The 21,910-nt window shown below is 63.7% G+C and carries 21 protein-coding genes; 10 read left to right on the top strand and 11 right to left on the bottom strand.

Features of this window, described 5'->3' with window-relative positions:
- Nucleotides 1-13: 13 nt before the first annotated feature.
- Together FYC77_RS14795 and FYC77_RS14790 are read left to right on the top strand one after the other, a co-directional pair.
- Nucleotides 14-1,135: a tRNA (guanine(26)-N(2))-dimethyltransferase gene (locus FYC77_RS14795; RefSeq protein ID WP_149082270.1), complete on the top strand. Its 1,122-nt coding sequence runs from the start codon at nucleotides 14-16 to the stop codon at nucleotides 1,133-1,135.
- A 62-nt stretch (nucleotides 1,136-1,197) separates the two neighbouring features.
- Entirely contained in the window at nucleotides 1,198-2,469 is a 1,272-nt protein-coding gene (locus FYC77_RS14790) for a YihY/virulence factor BrkB family protein (protein WP_149082269.1), read from the top strand.
- A gap of 108 nt (nucleotides 2,470-2,577) precedes the next feature.
- On the opposite strand, the gene glnA is transcribed toward FYC77_RS14790, so the two are convergent.
- Nucleotides 2,578-3,933 (bottom strand): type I glutamate--ammonia ligase, encoded by a 1,356-nt coding sequence (gene glnA, locus FYC77_RS14785; protein WP_149082268.1) that lies wholly within the window; start codon nucleotides 3,931-3,933, stop codon nucleotides 2,578-2,580.
- Nucleotides 3,934-4,059: 126 nt separating this feature from the next.
- On the opposite strand from glnA, the gene lrp reads away from it, so the two are divergent.
- Nucleotides 4,060-4,521, top strand: a complete 462-nt coding sequence (gene lrp / locus FYC77_RS14780; RefSeq protein ID WP_149082267.1) for an HTH-type transcriptional regulator Lrp — start codon at nucleotides 4,060-4,062, stop codon at nucleotides 4,519-4,521.
- Between the two features lie 56 nt (nucleotides 4,522-4,577).
- Here the strand turns inward: lrp and FYC77_RS20525 are convergent, their stop codons facing one another.
- The 3 genes from FYC77_RS20525 to FYC77_RS14770 all read right to left on the bottom strand — a co-directional run bounded on the left by FYC77_RS20525 (nucleotide 4,578) and on the right by FYC77_RS14770 (nucleotide 7,546).
- Entirely contained in the window at nucleotides 4,578-4,718 is a 141-nt protein-coding gene (locus FYC77_RS20525; protein ID WP_200840374.1) for a hypothetical protein, read from the bottom strand.
- A gap of 204 nt (nucleotides 4,719-4,922) precedes the next feature.
- A complete protein-coding gene (thsB, locus tag FYC77_RS14775; protein ID WP_202911847.1) occupies nucleotides 4,923-6,581 on the bottom strand; it encodes a thermosome subunit beta in 1,659 nt (552 codons plus the stop codon).
- A gap of 212 nt (nucleotides 6,582-6,793) precedes the next feature.
- Entirely contained in the window at nucleotides 6,794-7,546 is a 753-nt protein-coding gene (locus FYC77_RS14770) for an SOS response-associated peptidase (protein WP_149082265.1), read from the bottom strand.
- Between the two features lie 110 nt (nucleotides 7,547-7,656).
- Between FYC77_RS14770 and FYC77_RS14765 the strand changes: the two genes are divergently transcribed.
- The 5 genes from FYC77_RS14765 to citZ all read left to right on the top strand — a co-directional run bounded on the left by FYC77_RS14765 (nucleotide 7,657) and on the right by citZ (nucleotide 12,413).
- Entirely contained in the window at nucleotides 7,657-8,136 is a 480-nt protein-coding gene (locus FYC77_RS14765) for an RDD family protein (protein WP_162354540.1), read from the top strand.
- Nucleotides 8,137-8,306: 170 nt separating this feature from the next.
- Entirely contained in the window at nucleotides 8,307-9,605 is a 1,299-nt protein-coding gene (gene hisS / locus FYC77_RS14760) for a histidine--tRNA ligase (protein WP_149082263.1), read from the top strand.
- 129 nt (nucleotides 9,606-9,734) lie between these two features.
- Nucleotides 9,735-10,097, top strand: a complete 363-nt coding sequence (locus FYC77_RS14755) for a cell division protein SepF (protein WP_149082262.1) — start codon at nucleotides 9,735-9,737, stop codon at nucleotides 10,095-10,097.
- Nucleotides 10,098-10,441: 344 nt separating this feature from the next.
- On the top strand, nucleotides 10,442-11,095 hold the full coding sequence (locus tag FYC77_RS14750; protein ID WP_149082261.1) for a helix-turn-helix domain-containing protein: 654 nt from the start codon (nucleotides 10,442-10,444) through the stop codon (nucleotides 11,093-11,095).
- 169 nt (nucleotides 11,096-11,264) lie between these two features.
- Nucleotides 11,265-12,413, top strand: coding sequence for a citrate synthase (gene citZ / locus FYC77_RS14745; RefSeq protein WP_149082260.1), 1,149 nt, complete (start codon nucleotides 11,265-11,267; stop codon nucleotides 12,411-12,413).
- Nucleotides 12,414-12,476: 63 nt separating this feature from the next.
- Here citZ and FYC77_RS14740 read toward each other — a convergent pair whose 3' ends face one another.
- Complete coding sequence (locus FYC77_RS14740; RefSeq protein ID WP_149082259.1) at nucleotides 12,477-12,806, bottom strand: hypothetical protein; 330 nt, start codon at nucleotides 12,804-12,806, stop codon at nucleotides 12,477-12,479.
- Nucleotides 12,803-13,867 (bottom strand): DUF7490 domain-containing protein, encoded by a 1,065-nt coding sequence (locus FYC77_RS14735; protein ID WP_149082258.1) that lies wholly within the window; start codon nucleotides 13,865-13,867, stop codon nucleotides 12,803-12,805. Before FYC77_RS14735 ends, FYC77_RS14740 begins: the two co-directional genes overlap by 4 nt.
- 195 nt (nucleotides 13,868-14,062) lie before the next feature.
- On the opposite strand from FYC77_RS14735, the gene FYC77_RS14730 reads away from it, so the two are divergent.
- Complete coding sequence (locus FYC77_RS14730; RefSeq protein ID WP_149082312.1) at nucleotides 14,063-14,467, top strand: gamma-glutamylcyclotransferase family protein; 405 nt, start codon at nucleotides 14,063-14,065, stop codon at nucleotides 14,465-14,467.
- 440 nt (nucleotides 14,468-14,907) lie between these two features.
- Complete coding sequence (gene ilvA / locus FYC77_RS14725; RefSeq protein ID WP_149082257.1) at nucleotides 14,908-16,119, top strand: threonine ammonia-lyase; 1,212 nt, start codon at nucleotides 14,908-14,910, stop codon at nucleotides 16,117-16,119.
- 57 nt (nucleotides 16,120-16,176) lie between these two features.
- Here the strand turns inward: ilvA and FYC77_RS14720 are convergent, their stop codons facing one another.
- From FYC77_RS14720 to FYC77_RS14700, 5 genes are all read right to left on the bottom strand, one after another.
- Nucleotides 16,177-17,043 (bottom strand): hypothetical protein, encoded by an 867-nt coding sequence (locus FYC77_RS14720; RefSeq protein WP_149082256.1) that lies wholly within the window; start codon nucleotides 17,041-17,043, stop codon nucleotides 16,177-16,179.
- Nucleotides 17,040-18,074, bottom strand: coding sequence for an ABC transporter ATP-binding protein (locus FYC77_RS14715; RefSeq protein WP_149082311.1), 1,035 nt, complete (start codon nucleotides 18,072-18,074; stop codon nucleotides 17,040-17,042). Before FYC77_RS14715 ends, FYC77_RS14720 begins: the two co-directional genes overlap by 4 nt.
- Before the next feature lie 98 nt (nucleotides 18,075-18,172).
- Nucleotides 18,173-19,063, bottom strand: coding sequence for an ABC transporter permease (locus tag FYC77_RS14710; RefSeq protein ID WP_149082255.1), 891 nt, complete (start codon nucleotides 19,061-19,063; stop codon nucleotides 18,173-18,175).
- A gap of 107 nt (nucleotides 19,064-19,170) precedes the next feature.
- The gene (leuB, locus tag FYC77_RS14705; protein ID WP_149082254.1) at nucleotides 19,171-20,151 is read right to left on the bottom strand and encodes a 3-isopropylmalate dehydrogenase; all 981 of its coding nucleotides are present in this window, start codon (nucleotides 20,149-20,151) and stop codon (nucleotides 19,171-19,173) included.
- A 79-nt stretch (nucleotides 20,152-20,230) separates the two neighbouring features.
- Complete coding sequence (locus FYC77_RS14700; RefSeq protein WP_238386969.1) at nucleotides 20,231-21,400, bottom strand: hypothetical protein; 1,170 nt, start codon at nucleotides 21,398-21,400, stop codon at nucleotides 20,231-20,233.
- Nucleotides 21,401-21,910 lie beyond the last annotated feature (510 nt).

The raw sequence follows: 21,910 nt of genomic DNA, 5'->3' as shown, positions 1-21,910 counted from the left end.
GACGAGAGGGCGTATGCGCGTCACCGAGGGCGGGGTCGAACTCGAGGTCCCCGGCGAGCAGACCGAGGGCATCGAGGAGTCGGTCTTCTACAACCCGCGCCAGGAGCTGAACCGGGATCTGACGATCGCGACGCTGCGGGCCTTCCGCGAGCGTGAAGAGCGCGCCGAGAGCTACCTCGACGCGATGACGGCAAGCGGCGTCCGCGGCGTTCGAGCCGCGGCCGACGGCTGGGACGTCACTTGCTGTGATCTCGAGGAAGACGCCGTTGATCTCGCACGCGAGAACCTCGAGCGAAACGACCTCGCCGCTGAGGCCCGCGTCGAGCATCGGAACGTCAACGCGCTGGCACACGACGAGGCGTTCGACGTGATCGACCTCGATCCGTACGGCTCGCCGATGCCGTTCGCCGACGCCGCGTTCGCGCGCTGTCGGGATCTGGTCTGTGTCACCGCGACCGACACCGCGCCGCTGTGTGGCGCACACTTCAACAGCGGCATCCGCTCCTACAGCGCGGTTCCCCAGAACACCGACTACCACGCCGAGATGGGCGTCCGGACGCTCCTCTCGGCGCTCGCACGCAGCGCCGCCCGCTTCGACGTGGGCGTCGACCCGATCTTCACCCACGCGACCAGCCACTACGTCCGAACCTACCTCGAACTCGACCGGAAGGCGAGTGCGGCCGATGCCGCCTTAGAACATCTCGGCTACATCTCTCACTGCGAGGACTGTCTCTACCGCGAGGCCGAACACGGACTGATCGCCGATCCACTCGAGTCCTGTCCCGAGTGCGGTGGCGAACGCGTCCTCGTCGCCGGCCCGCTCTGGCTTGGCCCCTACCGCGACCGCGAGTTCGTCGCCGCGGTCCGCGAGGAGATTCCGGACGACTTCGGTACCGCTAAAACGGGCCGGGAACTCTGCAACGCACTCGAGGCCGAACTCGACCGCCCCACGCATTACGACCAACACAAACTGTGCAAGAACTGGGGACTGCCGGCCAACGCCATGGACGAGTTCCTCGCCGACCTGCGGGCGGCGGGACATGCGGCCTCGACGGCACACTACGGCGGCACGACGTTCAAAACCGACGCGGACGTCGGCGAGATCCGCGAGGCGACCGAAGCGAATCTCGTCTGAACACGTTCCCTCGCTGAGAGGGTGCCACCCGCTATTTGACCGTTCCGCACGTCTAGTCGCCCGTGATCGATCTCGGCGACGCTCGTGAGTTCGGAACGCGACTCTTCACCGTCGCACAGACCCAGCAGTTGACGCTGCTTGCGGCCGGAGTCGCCTTCTACGGGTTCCTCTCGCTCGTCCCACTCATGTTGCTCGCGCTGGGGGTTGCGGCATCGATCGGCGGCGAGGCGCTCGCGAACCAGCTGACGGCCGCCGCGAGCGACGTGTTGACGCCCGCCGCCCAACAGCTGCTCGCGGAGACGGTACTCGACGAGACGAGTCGCCAGGGCGCGACGGTGATCGGCGCGCTCGGTCTCCTCTGGGGCTCGAGTCGCGTCCTCCGGGGGCTCGATCGGGCGTTCTCGCAAGTGTACGGAACTGCGGGATCGAAGTCGCTGCTCGATACCTTCTGGGACGCGACGATCGTCTTTCTCTTCATCTCGCTCGGTCTCGGGATAGTCGCCGTCTTCGAAGCCATCCTTCGGTTTCTGCCGGTGATCGAACTCGGCCCGTTCGGACCGCTGCTCGTTTTGATCGGGCTGATCGTGACCTTCCTCCCGCTGTACGTCGTCTTTCCGGACGCGGACGTCGGCATCGCCGAAGCGTTGCCGGGGACCGTTCTCGCCGCGATCGGGTGGCTCGTTCTCTCTCGGGCGTTTGCACTGTATACGACGTTTGCAACCGGCTACGTGGTCTACGGCGCGCTGGGGGCCGTCTTTCTCGTCTTGATCTGGTTGTACGTTGGCGCGATCATCCTTGTCTTCGGCGCGGTGCTCAACGCTGTCCTCGCCGGCCGTGAACTGGATCGGCAGCTACAAAGTCCCGGCCCTCGACAGGTCGAGACAGAAGCGATGACCGACGACGACACTGGTGCCGACGAGGGGGGCACGCAGGAACGCTCGAGCGAGCGGACGCGGGACCGATCGGGCGACCCCGAAGCGCTCCGGGAGGAGATCGAGCGTCTCCGGGATCGCGTCGATACGTTCGAGGACAGCGTTGAACGACGAACGGTCCAGCGTGACTCCCTCGAGGGCGACCTCAAGCGTTACGTCCGGCGGCGAATTCGTCGCGGGCACGCCCGCGACTGGGGCCCCTACATCGTCTTGCTGTACGGGACCATCCTGGCACTCGGCGCGTTCTACTATCTCGAGGGGATCTGGGCGATCCTCGCGATGTTCGTCGTCTGGACGTCGACGCTCGGCGTCTACGTCCTGATGTTGTTGTTCGGTGCCGGAATCGCCCTCCTTGATGTTCCCGGCCGAGTCCGCGATCTGATCGGCGACCGTCGATCCTGAGCACGACTACGTTCTACCGAACGAACCGCCTCGAGTCCGTCGGTCGAAGCCGCCGGCTGAGTGTCGAGTCGACCGAAAAAAAAACGGATGCCAACCGAGAGACTGCGTTTAGAAAGTCTCGAGGTAGCGGTCGAGTTCCCACTGGGAGACGTCGACGAGGTAGTCCTCGAACTCCTGGGATTTGGCCTCGATGAACTTGGGGCCGACGTGTTCGCCGAGGGCCTCGAGAATGACCTCGTCCTCTTCTAAGGCGTCGACGGCCTCGCCGAGGTTCGACGGCAGCGTCTCGATGCCGTACTCCTCGCGTTTCTCCTCGTCGAACTCGTAGATGTTCTCGCGAACCGGGTCGGGACACTCGAGGTCCTTCTCGATGCCGTCGAGACCCGCGTGGATGAGCGCCGCCAGCGCGAGATACGGGTTACACGATGGGTCGGGGAAGCGAGCTTCGATGCGCGAGGCCGCCGGAACGCGTGCGGCGGGCTTGCGGATCAGCGCCGAGCGGTTGCGGTCGGACCAGGCGACGTAGACCGGTGCCTCGTAGCCGGGGACGAGGCGTTTGTAGCTGTTGACCGTCGGGTCCGCGACGGCCGTGATCGCCGGCGCGTGCTCGAGGATCCCTGCGAGGAACGAGTGTGCGGTATCCGAGAGGTTGAACTCGTCGTCCTCGTCGTGGAACGCGTTCTCGCCGTCCTCGGTGAACAGCGAGAGGTGGGTGTGCATGCCCGAGCCGTTGATCTTCGGGATCGGTTTGGGCATGAACGTCGCGTGGAGGTCGTGTTGGGCGGCGATTGCACGGACGACCGTACGGAACGTCGCGACGTTGTCGGCCGTCGAGAGTGCGTCGTCGTACTCGAAGTTGATCTCGTGTTGGCCGCGGGCGACCTCGTGGTGGCTGGCTTCGATCTCGAAGCCCATCTCCTCGAGTCCGTAGATGATGTCTCGGCGGACGTCGCTTGCGAGGTCTTTCGGGGCGACGTCGAAGTAGCCGCCGTGGTCTCCGGTTTCGGTCGTCGCGTAGCCGTCTTCGTCTTCCTCGAAGAGGAAGAACTCGGGTTCTGGCGCGGCGTTGACGTCGTAGCCCATCTCCTCGGCGCGGTCGATGGCGTTTTTCAGGACGCGGCGTGGATCGCCCTCGAACGGCTCGCCGGTGGAGGTGTCGTAGACGTCACAGATCATCCGTCCGGCGGCGCTGTCTTCTTTCTGTCTCCAGGGCAGAACCGCGAACGTCTCCGGGTCGGGAACCAGACGCATGTCCGATTCCTGAATGCGGACGAAGCCCTCGATAGAGGAGCCGTCGAAGTAGATGCCCTCGGCGAACGCCTTCTCGGCCTGGCGCGCCGGGACTGAAACGTTCTTGACCGTTCCGAGAATATCGGTAAACTGTAGACGGAGGAAGTCGACGTCCTTTTCTTCGATTTCGTCGAGTACCGCCTGTTCGGTGTCGCTGATGTTTCCGCTTGTCATCTTTCTCGTCGTGCTATCCAAGCATCTCCCCTACTAAAACACTGCTGATCCGAGCAAATCTTCCTTGGTGCTCTCGGAATTGTATATTCGTAAATTTCTAAAGGGTCGAGTGAGAGAGTACATGTGATGACGTACGAAAATCTCGATGCAAAACTAGTGAATGCACTTCTCGGGGACGGCCGAGCGAGTCTCCGAAGTCTCGCCGAAGAACTCGATGTCTCCGTGACGACCGTCTCGAATCACCTCTCTGACCTCGAGGACGAGGGAGTAATCGAGGGCTATACACCCCGATTGGATTACGACGCGGTCGGCTACGACGTCACCGCTGTCATCCAGTTGCAAGTCGAAGGGAACGCATTACCCGACATCACCGATACGCTACGCGAACACCGGCAGATGATCAGTGTCTACGAGGTTACCGGCGACTACGACGTGATCGCCATCGGGAAGTTCAAGGACACAGACGGGATGAACGACCAGATCAAGACGCTGCTCACCGATCCCGATATCAAGGCGTCGAACACCAGCGTCGTCCTGAACGCCGTCTCCGAAAACGAGCAGTTCGAACTCGACGTCGACGACGCCTGATCGCGACCCCATTTTCCACGAGCGGGTTCGAGACGCCCGGATCGAGAGCCCCGAACTCACCGGACGTACAGTATGACGATACCGAGAGCGAGCAACACGAGTCCCCACCACAGCGAGTCGCCGGGGAGGAGCTTCAGGAAGAGCGTAACGATACCCGAAGTGAACAGCGACCAGCCGATCGTCGTTCTGTATGCCATGAGCCGAGTACACCCTCGAGACGGATAGATCGTTTGCACGCACATTCGGTGTGATCACGCACGCTGACAGTGTGATACGCACGCCGAGAAAGCCAGACTGGGCGCTGGCGAATCAATCGGGCGATAAAACGTCGGTGGTCGAAAACGAGTCGATGGTCGGAAACGGGTCGCTGGATCGGAGTGAGCGTTCGGACGTGGCCGGCGTTACATCATGCCGCCCATACCGCCGCCCATGCCGCCCATGCCGCCAGCGCCGCCGGGTGCACCGCCTTCTTCGTCGCCGCCTTTGTCCGTCGAGAGGTCGCCGGCGGAGATGATGTCGTCGATCTTGAGCACGAGGTTCGCGGCCTCGCTGGCGGAGGTGACCGCCTGTTCTTTGGCGTGGGCCGGCTCGACGACGCCCGCCTCGAACGTGTTCTCGACGTCGTTCGAGAAGACGTTCAGGCCGGCTGTAACGTCGCCGTCGTCGTGGGCCGCACGCAGGTCAACCAGGGTGTCGATACTGTCGAGGCCCGCGTTCTCGGCGAGCACGCGTGGGACGAGCTCGAGCGAGTCGGCGAAGGCCTCGACGGCCAGCTGTTCGCGCCCGGAGACGGAGTCGGCGTAGTCACGCAGACGCGAGGCGAGTTCGACCTCGATCGCGCCGCCGCCGGCCAGCACGCGGCCGTCGGAGACGGTCTGGGCGACGACGTCGAGTGCGTCGTTGATGCCCCGCTCGAGTTCGTCGACGACGTGGTCGGTCGAGCCACGAAGCAAGAGAGTGACGCCGTGGGCACCCTCGCCTTCGACGTAGAACAGTTCGTCCTCCTCGTCACGAGTGACGTCGCCGTAGCCGAGGTCCTCTGCGGTTGCGCTCTCGAGGTCCGAGACGATCGAGGCGCCGACGACTTCCTTCAGGAACTCGAGGTCGGACTTCTTCGCGCGGCGGACGGCGAGAATCCCCTCCTTCGCGAGATAGTGCTGTGCGAGGTCGTCGATCCCCTTCTGACAGAAGACGACGTCGGCTCCGAGGTCGACGATCTGGTCGACTTTCTCCTTGAGCTGTTCTTCCTCACGGTCTAAGAACTTCTGGAGCTGGTCCGGATCCGTCACGGAGACCTCGGTGTCGACATCGGTCTCCTCGACCTCGATAGGCTGGTTGAGAAGCAGGATGTCGGCGTTCTCGGCCGCCGTCGGCATGTTGTCGTGGACGGGATCCTTGTCGACGATGCCGCCCTCGAGCAGGTCGGACTCGCCGACGCTTCGACCGGTCTGGGCCTCGATGTTCAGGAACTCGAGGTCGACGACGTTCTCGCCGTCGGCGTTCTCGACGGTGACCGCGCGGACCGCGTCGACGATGAGCTGGGAGAGGTGCTCCTTGTTGACCTCAGCACCTTTTCCGGTCATCGACGTCTCGGCGACCGAGCGTAGAAGCTCCTCGTCGTTGGTGTCGACGTCCTGTGCGATGTCGTCGACTTCCGCGCGGGCCTGCTCGCTGGCGAGGTGGAAACCCTTGATGATCGCCGTCGGGTGAATGTCCTGTTCCAAGAGATCCTCGGCGTTTTTGAGGAGTTCGCCCGCGATCGCGACGGCCGTCGTGGTGCCGTCACCAGCCTCGTCCTCCTGGGTTTCGGCGACCTCGATGATCATCTCGGCCGTCGGGTTGTCGATGTCCATCTCCTGGAGGATCGTGACGCCGTCGTTGGTGATGGTGACCGACCCCATCGAGTCGACGAGCATCTTGTCCATCCCTTTCGGGCCGAGTGTCGAGCGTACGGCCTCGGCGACCGCACGGGCGGCGCTGATATTGTAGTCCTGCGCGTTCTTGTCCTTGACGCGCTGGGAGTCCTCGCTCATCACGATCATCGGCTGTCCCTGCTGCATTCGCTGGCTCATAGTCGACCGATCATTGATTGCCCTTCTACATAAATGTGGCGTTATACTGGAGCGGAGCGCAGTAACACGTTCGATCGAGACCGAGGGTTAAATCGCCGTATGGCGGTGTCCTTTCCGTCTACTCGGACGAAGGGATCGCTCCGAACGGAGCCGATTCGGAACCGATATCGTTCGCCATATTTAAGTACCTCTGGGAGCGGTCACGTCTCGATCGGATCGATCAGTGAACGATCGTCGACTGACGGATCGTTGACGGCCGTCGAAACCGGGTACGCTCGAAGTTCATCGTCCGGGTACGGTGCGAGGACGTCCCGAGGATCGTCACCGGTGAGCCACCGTCTCTCGTCGTCGGGCTTGAGGATGACCGCCATCCGGCCGTGGAGGTCCGCAACGAGGTCGTTCGGTTCGGTCGTCACGACGGTGAACGTCTCGAGTGGCCCACCGGTCTCGTCCTCGAGATCCGCGCCGCCACCGAACGCGTCGAGACCGGTCTGGGTCGCATCCGACGTCGGCTCCCGGCGCGTCCACAGCCCCGCCATCGCGAACGGGCGATCGTTCTCGAAGGCGACCCGGTACGGTCGGTTTCCGTCCGGCGTCTCGACCCACTCGTAGAAGCCGTCGGCCGGAACCAGACACCGACCCGCCGCAGGCGTCTCGAGCGAGCCGCCACTATCGGCGGCGGACGGCGATCGACCACGGTAGGCGTCGCGAAAACTCGGTTTCTCGTCGATCGTCTCCGCTCGTGCGTTGATGATTCCGTCACTGTCGTCGGCCCACTCGGGAACGAGCCCCCACTCGAAGCGCTCGAACGTCTCGGGCGTTTCGTCCGTGATCACCGGGAGGCGCTGGCTCGGTGCCGCGTTGTACCGCGGCGAGACCGTCCAGTCGAACGACGCGCCGAACCGATCCTCGAGGTCGTCGGGCGGAGTAAACAGCGAGTAGCGTCCGCACATACGAACTCGTACGCGACGGTGGACCAAATCACTGTTCCGGGGGTTTTCGTTTCACCTCGCGTCGCCGGATCGGAATGTATATACTGTTCGTGTCGCTCGACTATCGTATCATGCTCGAGCGCCATCCACGCCCCGTTTCTGGGACGGAAGACGAGGTTCTCGTCGGGCGAATCGGTGCGTACGTCGTCGATTCGATCGTCGTCTTCGGCGGGATCGTCTTCCTGTTCGTGACGACCGCGATCGCATCCACGTTTCTCCAGACCGTTTCGAACGCCCTCTCGACGCTGATCGTCTTCGTCGGGATCACGGCGGTGTTCGTCTTCTTCATCTACTACTTCTTCATGATGGAGGGACATTTCGGTCGGACGCCAGGCAAGGCGTTGTTCGGACTCGTCGTCGTCAAAGAGGACGGATCGAAGTGTACGATGGGTGCTTCGGTCGTTCGGAATTTCCTTTGGCTGATCGACGGAATTGGCTTCTGGCCACTCGTCGTCGCGGTGGTCTGTTTTTTCACCGACCGCAACCAGCGGGTCGGCGATATGGTCGCGAAAACCGTCGTTCTCCGGGCGAAACGGGAGACCGAACACTAACGAGCCCGGTATAGTAGCCACTGAACGTCATTGTAACCCCGTCCGCCAGGCGGATCGGCGATCGGTGTGTACATCGTTTCAGTTGTTACTATAGTACCGCCCCGGAACGAACGCGCGGTCTTCGTCCGCGAACGAAAGAATAGAAGTTCGCCGTTCCCGAACGGATGGTCATGTACGACCGAATCAAGGGCTTTCGTGACTTCTACCCCGGCGAGATGGCCGCCAGGCGGGCGACCATCGACACGCTGGAGGACGCCGCACGACGGTACGGGTTCCGCGAGGTCGCCACGCCGGCCCTCGAACGCGCCGAGCTGTGGACGGACAAAAGCGGCGACGAGATCGTCGAGGAACTGTACTCCTTCGAGGACCAGGGTGGACGCCACGTGGCGATGACGCCGGAACTGACGCCCACCGTCGCGCGGATGGTCGTCGCCAAACAACAGGCGCTGTCGAAGCCGATCAAGTGGTTCTCGACGCGGCCGTTCTGGCGCTACGAACAGGTCCAGCAGGGCCGCCAGCGCGAGTTCTATCAGACCAACGTCGACATCTTCGGCTCTTCCGAGCCCGAAGCCGACGCCGAGATCCTCGCGTGGGCCGCAGACGCCCTCACCGGCCTCGGACTCACCGGCGACCAGTTCGAGTTCCGAATCTCACACCGCGACGTCTTAGGCGGCGTCCTCGAGACGTTCGACGCCGACGTCGACGTCGACGACGCCATCCGCGCCGTCGACAAATCCGACAAACTCGAGACTGCGGAGTACCACGACCTGCTGATCGGGGCGGGGCTGTCGGCCGACCAGGCCGTCGAGTTCGCCGACCTCGTCTCCGGCGGCGATCTCGAGGACGTGAAAGCGTTCGCCGACACCGAGCGCGTCGACGGCGCCGTCGAGAACCTGCAGGCGGTGCTCTCGGCCGCCGAGGACTTCGGTGCTCGCGAGTACTGTACGATCTCACTCGAGACCGCCCGCGGACTGGACTACTATACGGGCGTCGTCTTCGAGTGTTTCGACTCCACCGGCGAGGTTTCACGGTCGATCTTCGGCGGTGGCCGCTACGACGATCTGATCGAGAGCTTCGGCGGCCAGCCGACGCCCGCCGTCGGCGTCGCCCCCGGCCACGCGACGCTTTCGTTGCTCTGTCAGCGCGCGGGTGTCTGGCCCGACGAAGAAGTGGCAACCGACTACTACGTCCTCCAGATCGGCGATACGCGGCCGGAGGCGGCCCGGATCTGTCGTGATCTCCGCGAGAACGGACACGTCGTCGAGACCGACGTCGCAGGGCGATCGTTCGGCTCGCAGTTGAACTACGCCGACTCGATAAACGCCGAGACGGTCGTCATTGTCGGCGAACAGGACCTCGCAAACGACGAGGTGACGATCAAGGACATGGAATCGGGCGACCAGACGCAGGTGCCGGTCGAGAGGTTCCCCGGCGACACGGAGCGACCGACGTTCGCCGATTTCGACTGAGACGGGTTACTCCTACCGTTCTATTGTGCGGACTCGAGATTCGGCTCCGGTCACGCGCCTCGGATTTGTCGACACTCGTGATTGTGTCTGACGTAAGAACTATACTCGCCGCGACAGTGGCTTCTTGCAATGGGTATTATGAGCAAGATCATCGGCGGTGATCAGACACGGACCGCCGAGGATTACGTCGAACTGGACCTCGACGACGTCGCGGCGGACTCGGCCGGCGCGAGCATGCAAGTACATATCGCCGAGGTTGGCGGACAGGCCGACGCGATCGACATCAAGGAGGCTGTCTACGACGGCGATATAGTCATCGCCGACGTGACGCGGCTGCGGACCAAAGACAGCACAGTCGAGCATATCGTCGACGAACTCCGACAGGTCGCCCAGGAGGTCGACGGCGACATCGTCCGCAAAGGCGACGACCAGATGATCATCACGCCGACCGGTATCCGGATCAGTCGCGAAAAACTCGGCCAATCGTTCTGAGCGAGCAGTCACGGTAGAACGGAAGCCGTCGGCCGACCATACGCATCTCGAGGTTCCGTGTGCTGCTCTGTTCTGATACCGTCCCAAGTGTCGACTGCAGGCTTGGGACGCCACTAGCACGTGTTGGCACAGCGGGACCTATTCGACGGCGAGACGGTGACAGGGGATGTTGCGAGTCGAGATCGTCGCTCTCGAGCCGTCGGTGCCGGCCGCTTCTGGCGCTCTCGAGTGACTCGCCGAGCGCAATCGCTCCAGGGCGGGGTCGGCTGTCCTTCGGGACCGTACTTTCACCGACTGGGAATTCCCGTGGGACGTTATCGCACGGGCCGTCCCTACGAATACGTATGACTGGATTTCGTGCAACCGTGGCGGTCTCCGACCCAGAAAGCTGTCCCGTCGCAGGCGTCACCGCGACCACCGAGGAACCGGCGGAGTCGGTAACCTGGACGCGAGCCGGCGGCGAGAACGACGATCGCGTCGTCGAGGAGTTTACGCTACCAACCGACAACGATCCATCACCGGACGACGTGGAGACCGATCTCACGCCGGTCCAGGCGAACGAGCACGAGACAGTGTATCGGTTCGAACGCGAACGCGATGTCGGCTGTGCGTGTGAGGTCGTCGAGGAGTCCGGGACGCCGGTGTCGTCGGTCAGCGCTCGAGACGGGGCGGTGCTGTTGTCGTTTCGAACGCTCGAACTCGAGGAGCTCGCCGGGATCGTCGACGGACTTCGCGAGCGCTTCGAGGGGGTTCTCGTCGAGGAGCTCACGGAAGATCCAAGCGGCGAGTCGGTCGATCCGGTCGTCGTCGATCGGGGCGCGCTGACCGACCGGCAACGAGAGATCCTCGAGACGGCCCACGAGATGGGCTACTTCGAGTACCCGAAAGGGGCGAACGCGACGGACGTCGCGGCCGAACTCGGCGTCGCGCGATCGACGTTCACCGAGCATCTGGCCGCTGCCCAGACGAAGCTCATGGACGGCTTTCTTGAAAAATAACGAAAACGAGGCCCCGTCGTGGGCGAGAAGTAGACGTTCGCGAAATTCTCAATCGAATACGTTCTGTCAGTCGTTCTTCCGACCGCTGGTAAACGCATACATCGGACGTGTTCGGCCGTGAGGGCGGACAAACGACAATACTTTTCCATCGGGATGCGAAACTTCGAGTATGGTTGACGACCTCAGGAAAGGACTGGAGGGGGTTCTCGTCGCGGAATCGGAACTCAGCTCCATCGACGGCGACGAAGGTCGACTGATCTATCGCGGCTATGCGATCGAAGACCTTGCGCGCGGTGCGAACTACGAAGAAGTCCTCTACCTGTTGTGGCACGGCCACCTGCCGGATGAGGACGAACTCGAGGCGTTTACGGCCTCCCTGGACGACGAGCAAGCGGTCAGCGAGGACGTCCTCGCGACGATGGAGCGACTGGCCGACGCCGAGGAACGACCGATGGCCGCCCTCCGGACGGCGGTGTCGATGTTCTCGGCCACCGAACCCGAAACCGACGCCGACCCCGCAGACCTCGAGGCGACGCTCCGAATGGGTCGACGGATCACCGCGAAGATTCCGACCGCGCTGGCCGCGTTCGAGCGCTACCGGATCGGCGAGGAGCCGGTCGATCCACACCCTGACCTGGGGCTTGCGGCGAACTTCCTCTACATGCTCACCGGCGAGGAACCCGACGACGTTGCGGCCGAGACATTCGACCAGGCGCTCATTCTCCACGCGGACCACGGGCTGAACGCCTCGACGTTCACTTCGATGGTGATCGGCTCGACGATGGCCGACATCTACAGCGCCGTCACCGGTGGAATCGGGGCGCTCTCCGGGCCGCTTCATGGCGGTGCGAACCAGGACGTCATGGAAGTGCTGTTCGAGATCGACGAGAGCGATCTCGACCACCGCGAGTGGATCGAACAAGCGATCGAGGAGGGGCGGCGTATCCCCGGCTTCGGCCACCGCGTCTACAACGTCAAGGACCCACGGGCACGAATCCTTCAGGAGCGAAGCGAGGAACTCGCCGAAAACGGCGACGACCGGTGGTACACGTACACCACCACCATCGAGCAGTATCTCACCGAGGAGAAGGGGCTCCCCGAGAAGGGGATCGCTCCGAACGTCGACTTCTACTCCGGCTCCGTCTACTACCAGCTCGGCATCCCGATCGATATGTACACCCCGATCTTCGCGATGAGCCGCGCCGGCGGCTGGATCGCCCACGTCCTCGAGTACCAGGATGACAACCGGCTCATCCGCCCCCGTGCCCGCTACACCGGGCCCCAAGACCAGGAGCTCGTCCCGCTCGAGGAGCGATAACCCTCGGATCGGTTTTTATTTCGAATCGGGTTCGATCCGTCTCGCTCGCATCCGACCGGTTAGTTAGTCACTGCCGTCGCTCAACTCTCGAACGAGCAACGAGATGCCGATGAGTGAGCCGAGCAGGACTACGAGGTTGAACGCGGCGTGAATCAGGGGTTGGTGTCTGGGTTCGATCCAGAGGTCGATCGCCGCGCTCACGCTGCCGTAGAACCGCAACAGTGCATAGGTCGCGAGCAGCGAACAGACGACGAGTGCACCCCATGCGAGGAGTCGCCGGACGTTCGCCGGACGAAGCCTGGAACCGCCTTCGTTGCGGGAATCGGCTCGCGGCTCGGGACGGTCCGTGGTCGATTCGATCGACGTGTCGGGTTGTGGTGTCGTGTCGGTCATCGTTTCCTCCGGGTCAGTGCGATCGCGATCATCACGGCGGCTGCGATCAGTGCCGCGACGGCGCCGAATCCGGAGACCTCGTCCACGTCGTCCGGCTCGGCATCCGCGTCGGGGGAGTCGTCGGCCGGTTCGGGTTCGGATCCGGTCGTCTCGAGTCCACCGTTTTCCTCGAAATCGGCCGTCGAAAACGTACTCTCGACGTCGGTCTCGTTGGCCACCACGGATTCGGGTCGGAGGTCAGCGATGGCGCGGTCGGTCGCGACGATCGTTCCGTCGAGCCAGAGGACCGCGTCGAGGTAGTAGCGGTACTCGTCGGTGACCTCGAGCGTCGTGGTCGGCGTCGCCGTCTCGCCCGACTCGACGGCGGAGAGCGGAACGGTTTCGGCGTCGGCGACGACGTTCGAATCCGCTTGACGGGCCTTCACCTCGAGTTCGAGCGAGTCGGCGGGGTCGTCAGCGGTGTTGGTCAGATAGCTCGTTACCTCGAGCGTGGCGTCGTCGCCCGACGTCGACTCGACGGCGTACTCGATGGCTGGGACGGTCTCGAACGCACCGCCGTACTGCTCGCCGAAGTGATGGAATTCGAGGCCGGTGTCGGCGTAGGCAGGTGTCAGGGAATCGACGCCCGAGATCCGATGTGTCGTGGACTCGGTCCGCTCACCGTCGACATAGACGAACGTCTCGATCTCGTAGCCGCCTTCCCGGGGGACGTCGACCGTTCCCGACACCGCCGTCTCCGAGCCGGGCTCGAGCGTGCCGACCTCGCGTTCTGTCGTGTCCTCGACGAGGCCGGTGTCGGTATCCGTCGCTCGGTGGACGATCGTCACGTTGTCGACGGGGGCGACGTACGCGGTGAGATAGGAGTCGACGGCGAGCGTTGCCGTCTCACCCGAAATCTCGTCGGCGGCGATCGTCACCTCCTGGAGGGACGCGTGTGATTCCACTGACGCACCCGTCTCGGGGTCGTCGGGGTCCGCGACCGCACCGGCGAGGAGGAGGGTCGTCAGGGCGGCGACCGCGACCACCACCGCGGCGATCGCGAGCGCGTACTCGCGGTTCATGTCTCCTCGACTCGAACGATCGGATAAGTGCTTTGTGTAACTTTCCGTGAACGAAGCGCCGGGACGAGTTCGATCGGACAGGGGTGGTTCATCGAGGTAGTCGAAGGCAGTCCATCGACGGACCAGGACAGTCGAGAGCGACCCTCGATCCGAAACGGCGTAACCGAGAAGGGGAATCGACGCGAACCCGGAGCCGTGTACGTCTTCGTCTACGGAACGCTGACCGATCCCGGGCGGGTCGAGTCGGTGGTCGGCGACGGCCGGTACGAGTTCGACGGGCCGGCGACCCTCGAGGGACTCCACCGCGTCGAGGGGCGATACCCGACGCTCGCCCCCGGTGGCAGCGTCGACGGTCGACTCCTTGACGTCGATGACGCCGCCCTCGAGCGTCTCGATCGGTACGAGGGCGTCGACACCGGACTGTACGTCCGACTCGGCGTTCCCCTCGCTGACAGCGACGCGTCGGTTCAGGTGTACGTCGGTCGGCCGGATCGGTTGGGTCTCGGTGAGCGAGTCGAGTGGTCCGACGGAGCCACTTTCGCTGTGCGCGTCCGGACGGCACTCGAGCGGTCGAACGGTATGGTACACCGGCGCGAATGACGACCGTCGTTCGGCCGTCTGACGCAACGAGTATCGGAGCGCTGTCTTGCGATTACACTTTCACTCTGGAGGGATGGGTTTTATATGCTCGGCGTTCCCCTCTACACTCGCACGTCACACGCCGTGCATCCCTGTATTCCCTACCGTGCTGTCGCGTTCGACAGCGCGGTTTGTACCGACGGCCGCCACGGGGTCCGGGCTTCGACAACCTGTCACACGGAGTACCGTCCCGATCGACCGGTGCGACCGCGATCAATCCTGCGGTCGCATGGAACTGACGGACAGGAGGCCGTATCATACGGACCGCGAGCGGTCTGTCCCGATCGATCGCAGACCGTATCAGTCGGGCCCGATCGACGACCCACGTCCGTCGGTACCGCCGCTTCGCTCGTCGGGTGACAGCCGCAGTCTATTACGGTCAGCGGTGAGTACCCGGAGATATGCTCGAACTCTCTGACGTACTCGAGGCCCACGAACGGGTGCGCGAAACGTCGCGACACACCCCTCTCGAGCGCTCTCACACCTACTCGGCGATGACGGGGGCCGACGTCCACCTCAAACTGGAGACGTTCCAGCGGACCGGTGCGTTCAAGATTCGCGGGGCGACGAACCGGATCGCGACGCTCTCTGAGTCCCAGAAGGAAGTCGGCGTCGTGACGGCGAGTGCGGGCAACCACGCCCAGGGCGTCGCGCTCGCGGCGACGCGGGTCGGCGTCGACTCGACGATCGTCATGCCCGAACACGCGCCAAATTCGAAAGTCGAGGCGACTCGCAGCTACGGGGCCGAGGTCGTCCTCGCCGGAACCGACTACGCCGAGGCAGCAGAACGCGCCCACGAGATCGAACGCGAGGAGGGCCGAACGTACGTCCACGCATTCGACGACGAGATGGTGATGGCGGGCCAGGGAACGATCGGCCTCGAGATTCTCGAGGACTGTCCCGACGTCGAGACGGTCGTCGTCCCCATCGGCGGCGGCGGGCTAATCAGCGGGGTCGCAACCGCCGTCAAGGAACGCAACCCAGACGTACGCGTCATCGGCGTTCAGGCGAAGGGGGCCTCGAGCGCCGCGTCCTCGCTCGAGAAGGGCGAACGCGTCACGATCGACGGCGTCCACACGATCGCCGACGGGATCGCGACGCGCTCGATCGGCGAACGGACGTTCGAACACATCCGCGAGCACGTCGACGAAGTCGTCACCGTCTCCGATCCCGAGATCGCCGTCGCGACGATCTACCTGCTAGAGCGCTCGAAGACGCTGGTCGAGGGAGCGGGCGCGGTGCCGCTCGCGGCCTTGCTGTTCGACAAATTCGCCTACGAGGACGACGAGACGATCGTCCCCGTCCTCTCCGGCGGGAACATCGACCTCAACACGCTCACCAACGTCATCGTCCGCGGTCTCGTCGAGACCGGCCGCTACCTGAAGATCCGGACCGTCCTCTCCGACCAGCCCGGCGCGCTGGCTCGGCTGCTCGAGATCTTCACCGCCCACCGGACGAACATCTACGCCATCCATCACGACCGGACCTCCCGCGACGTCGAGATGAGCGACACCGAAGTCGAGATCGACCTCGAGATGCGCGGCCCCGACCACGTCGAGGAGTTTCTCGCGGACCTCCGGGAGGCGGGATACGAAGTCGACGTGCTGGTCTGAACGGACGGCTATCACCCACGCGGGCTCGATCCCGTCGAATCACCGAACCCCGTCGAGTTACCGAAACGGGATCCAGCTTTCCGCCTCGATTTCGATCTCGGTCGACGGAGTGAGGCCGGTTCCGTCCAGCCTGCTCCCGTCGTCATACTCGTCGTCTTCGCTCCCATCGCCCTCGTCGTCACCGTTCTCGTCGCCCTCCTCCTCTTCGCTCGCACCGCCCTCGTCGTCGCCGGTCTCGTCCTCGAGAGCCGAACCCTCGCCCTCGTTGGCTGAACCGCCGTCGTCGGTCGTCTCCTCGCCGTTTTCCTCGTCCGGACGGCGATATCTGAGGACGTGATCGTCGCCTAACCGACCCGAGAGCTCGTACGTTCCGTCTCGCACGACCTCGTCGCCGGGGACCTCGTACCGGACCGAGAACGACTCGTCGGGGAAGAGCGTCATCACCAGCTCCTCGCCGTCGAGGCCCATCCCGTTCGGCCGCACGTCCACGTGGGGACTCTCCTCGTACTCGTCGCTCCAGAGGTAGATCCACGTCTCGCCCGGGTGGTCCTCCGGCTCCGCGCGCAACTCGAGGGTGCCGAACGGACGGATCCCCATGCTAACCAGTTCGATCGGTCCGTCGTCGACGTTTTGGACGGTGAGTTCGATTACCCCGGGAGAGTCGACGCGGATTTCGGGATCGACGACCTCGAGATCGAACGAGATCGGCCCATTCTCGACGGGCTCGCTCGAGGCACGGACGATGGCGTACTCCGTATCGGCCATACAGCCGGCGAGTGCGGTGGTCGACGCGGCGACGGCTCCGAGCACCGTCCGACGGCGGAGTGTGGATCGTGGCGGACGACCGTCGGCGCGATCCTCGGCGCCTCCTCGCTCGGCGGCGTCATCTCTGTCCTCGCCCGGTCCGCTGGAACCGGCAGTCACCGCAGTCCACCCCCGGACGCCGCTTCGGTCTGTGCGACGAAGATCGACTCGACGGAGGGCTCGTCCACGTTCGTCCGCGTGACGGCCACCCCTGTCTCTTCGACCGCCGCGATCACGTCGTCGTGGCTCTCGGCTGACTCGAGGCGGACGACCACCGTATCGGCGACGGTCGCAGTCGCGGTTCGACTCGAGGAGGCGGACTCGACTTCCGTCCCGGCCGACACCGGGTCGGCGCCAGCGGGGGATGCTTCGGCCTCTGCAGACGACACCTCGGCGCTCGAGGCGTCCCCATCCATCGAGACTGACGCGTCGACGACGCCAGAGACGCCGCTCGCCGCCCGTCGGGCGCGTTCGACGTCACCGTCGACGACGAGTTCGAGTTCCGTCGTCACCGGCGCCTCCGCGCGTAACTCCTCGAGGGTTCCCTCCGCGACGAGTTCGCCCTCGTGGAGGATGCCCATTCGATCGCAGACGAGTTCGACCTGCCCGAGGACGTGACTCGAGAAGAAGACGGTCGCGCCGCGGTCGTTCTCCGCGTGGGCGATCTCGCGGACCGTCCGGACGCCGTGGGGGTCGAGTCCGGAGAACGGCTCGTCGAGGATCAGCAGATCGGGGTCGCCGACCAGCGCCATCGCGAGCGCGAGTCGCTGGCCCATCCCTCGGGAGTAACCCCCGGCGTCGTCGTCGATCGCATCCGCGAGGCCGACGCGCTCTAATAGCTCCTCGGGATGGTCGTCGGCTCCCTTGGTGTCGATGACGAGCCGCAGGTGATCGCGGGCGGTCCGGTTCTCGTAGACGCTGAAGCCATCGGGGAGGATGCCGACGCGCTGGTGAACGTCGACGACGTCCGCACGCGGGTCCATCCCGAGTACGCGGATCGATCCTTCGGTCGGCCTGACGAAGTCCATCAACAGGTCGATCGTCGTCGACTTGCCGGCCCCGTTTGGCCCCAGGAATCCGTAAATCTCGCCGGACTCGACCGTAAGCGAGAGATCCTCGACGGCCGCGTCCGATCCGTAGCGCTTCGTCAGGTTCTCGGTTTCGATGACCGGCTCGTCGCTCGCGTGCCCTTGTTTCCCGTCGTTTCTCGTCCGCTCGAGTTCGCCGTCGTCCGCACCGTTTGGTGGACTCACGCGAGATCGCCCCCGTCGAACCGGAGGTAGGCGATCGACAGCGAGGTTACGATCCAGGCGACGAGGATCACGATACCACCCGCCTCGTGGAGGTACAGCGGGGCGGTTCCGGGATCGAACGCCTCCCCGACGGCGAGTGCGTTACTGCTGTGGCCGGGTCGCAGGACCGAGATTGCACTCGAGTGGTGCCAGGCGGAGTTGCCGGCGTCGAGAATGCCGTTCGTCGCGGCGTTGTACGCCCCCGTCGGGGAGAGCCGATCCATGAGAAACAATCCGCCCTCAGCGGGCGGATCGTACGGGTTGACCGGGACGCCCGTGAGCCGCGAATAGAGCCCCGGCACGAACATCTGCCAGAAGATCTCGAGGATCAAGATGAATCCGATAAACAGCGTCGCCGCCGCCGTCGTCGTCCGGCGAACGATCGCCGAAACCGAAATCACGATCGAGACGAGCGCGAGGAAATAGAGCGCCGTCACCGCGAAGACGGCCAGATACCGAAGCGGCGAGAACAGACCGTACTGGACCACTCCGGCGACGGTGACGATCCCGAGTGCGAGAAACGCCGGGATCGCGATGCCGGCCAGCCGACCGACGAGCTTCCCCAGGAGAATTTCGCCTCGAGTCAGCGGCAAGCCGAGGAGAAGTTTCAGGCTTCCCGAGGCGCGCTCACCGACGATCGATCGGTAGCCGAGGATCACCGCGGCGATCGGGACCACGATCCCGCCAGCGTACTGGAGGAAGCCGACCGTCATGTCGGGGCCGAGTTCGTTCCAGACGACGTAGGAGGGACGATACGTCCACAGCAGGAGGACGAGCGCGAGCAACCAGACGCCCTTGGATCGGAGCAGCGCCTTGGTTTCCTCGCGCGCGAGCGGGTACCATCGCATTAGCACCCTGTCATCAACGGAGCGTAATAAATAAAATCTATCGTTCTCGAGGTCAGAAATCGACTCGAGATCGCCGGGTTCGGCCGACGGCGGCCGAGAGTTCCACGCTACAGCCGGTCGACAATCGCGTCCGTTACGTCCGCGGTCGAGGCGTCGCCGCCGAGGTCCGGCGTTCGTGGACCGTCCTCGAGGACGCCCTCGACGGCGTCACGCACGCGCTTTCCTTCCTCGTCGTGGCCGAGGTGCTCGAGCATCATCGCGGCGGAGATGATCGTCGCGGCGGGGTTCGCGATACCCTCACCGGCGATGTCGGGTGCGGAGCCGTGGACGGGCTCGAACAGGCCGCGCTCGGGGCCGATGTTGGCGCTCGGGAGCATGCCGAGACCGCCGACGAGACCGGCGGCCAGATCGGAGAGGACGTCCCCCGCGAGGTTCGGACAGACGACGACGTCGAACTGGGTCGGATCGAGACAGACGTGAGTCGCGAACGCGTCCATCAATACCTCCTCGGTCTCGACACCGCGTTCGTCGGCGACCGAGACGACCGAATCGCGGAACCGGCCGTCGGTCTCGCGCATCACGTTCGCCTTGTGGGCGACGTGAAAGCCGTCGTAACCGTTGTCCTCGACGAACTCGCAGGCGAACGCTGCGAGCTGTTCGGAGGCCGAAGACGTGACGACGCGGGTCAGCGTCGAGAGGTCGTCGCTCAGCCGGTCCTCGTGGCCGGAGTAGACCCCCTCCGTATTTTCGCGAAGGAAGACGAGATCCGTCTCGGGGCGCACGGCGTCGACGCCGGGGTACACCGTCGCAGGTCGGACGTTGACGAACGAGTCGACGGCGTCCCGAAGCGGGAGGATGACGTCCGCGGCCGTCTCACCCACCGCACCGAACAGCGTCGCGTCCGTCGAGGCGACGAGGTCGTACGTGTCCTCGGGGAGCGCCTCGCCGGTCTCCGACCGCACGTAGTCGCCCGCCTCCGCCTCCTGAAAGGCGAAGTCGACCTCGAGGGCCTCGAGGACCTCCACTGCTGCAGGCGTCACTTCCTGGCCGATGCCGTCGCCGGGGATAACGGTAATCTCCTCAGTCATGCCCGAACCTCTACCCCGGGCCGAAAAGAGGGTATCGATGTCTCGGGGTGCGGACGAGACGTCGGCCGACTCGAGACGACTACTTACACCGTTTCCTGTATCTCTCGTACTCGCATTTCTTGCGCTCGTACGCGCGCTTTTTCTTCCGGACCTCCGATTTCTTCGCGCTTCCTTTCTCGTATTTCTTTTTGACCTTCTCGTACTCGCGTCTCTTGCGTTTGCACGCGCGCTTTTTCTTTCTGTATCTCTTGCCCTTCTTTTTCTTCGGCGGCTTCGGGGGTTTCGGTGGCACCTCCGCACACGGCGCATCGGACGCCTGAATATTTCCGTCGAACAGCGTCTCGTCGTCGTAGAAGACCCGCAAGTACGAGGGATCGAGATCGCCGGGGAGCGGAATCACGGCGACTCCGTCCGCGTCGACGGGCACGTTGTAGGTCTCGACGATGTCACCAACGAAGGTCACCTCCGCGGAGAGGGTGTCACCTTCGGGGACGTCCGTCGTCGTGATCGTGATCGCGTCGCAGGTCACCTCGAGATCTTTGAAGACCGGTGGCTTTGGCGTACATGGGGCGTCCTGGGCGACGACCGGCTGATCGTCGAGTACGAGACCATCGAAGGTGATTCTGAGGTTCGTCGGGTTGAGATTCCCGGGCAGTGCGAACGTCGCGGTGTTGTTCTGGACGGTCGCCGTGAACGTCTCCGTCGACTCCTCGCCATCGGCATCGAGGAAGGTCACCTCTGCTGTCAGCTCCTCCCCGTCGGGGATGTTCATCGTGGTGACGGTGATCTCCTTGCAGGTCACTTTGAAGTCCACGAGCGCGGGCTGGGGATCGTCGGGGTCGCACTCGTAGAACGTCACGTTACTGATGTCGGGCGAGCCCGTCGGGAGACAGAACGTCGTGTATGGCTCTCCCTCATCGTCTACGACTGGGGCGACGTAGCAGTTCAGTCCCGCTTTGAGCGTGACGTAGTCCGCACCCTCGGGAATCTCGTCGGGTGTGAAACACTGGCCCGTCAGTCCGGTGAACAGCGGGAACAGTGGACCGACTTCGTCACAGTCTTCTTGTGCTTCGACGCACGCGATGCACTGTTGGATCTGCGGTCCGGGTGAAAACGTTCCGCAGAACTCCGCTTCGATGTTCTGCAGATTGTTCTGTTGGGGCGTGGCTTGCTGTGCCTCCGCAGACGTCGTCGAGAGCCATCCTAATCCGACTGCACTGGTCGCGCCAGCCGCAGCAATCCCTTGCAAGTACGATCGCCGTTTGAATCTACCGTCAGCGTTATTTTCATCGCTTCGCATACAAGATTCTCAACCAGTATCTGTCGGTATTGTTAGTCGTATCTTGAAAATCAGGATAGATGATTGCCGTTCAGAAGGGACCTGCTCCCAGTTTGTAATCTCTACCTACGAATCGCACTCTAACGCTACCGATCCTCCCCCTCAGATTGACACCCCCAAGTACACGGCTATCAGCGGGTTCGTTACTACCTACCCGATTTAATTAGTGAGTTGAACGTACCACTGGTCACACCACAGTACGGCTTTAGAATCCTCTCCACGGGATGTACCGAAGGACGACCGATGGGTCCGGTTTATATCGATCTGAGATTGTTCTGTTACCCTCGGTTTGCAACGGGCCCCTTCGCGTTACGAGCTTGTACGCCGTATACAGAAAATAATTGGTCGTGTCCCAAGCTCGTCTAGAGTCGTAACTGACTCCTGTGGAAACAGGGTCACCTCTGGTACCTACCCCGAAGT

This window comes from Natrialba swarupiae (assembly GCF_008245225.1).
Taxonomy (GTDB): domain Archaea; phylum Halobacteriota; class Halobacteria; order Halobacteriales; family Natrialbaceae; genus Natrarchaeobius; species Natrarchaeobius swarupiae.
Note: the sequence above shows the minus strand (reverse complement) of the source record. Positions and strands in the feature narration are given on the sequence as shown.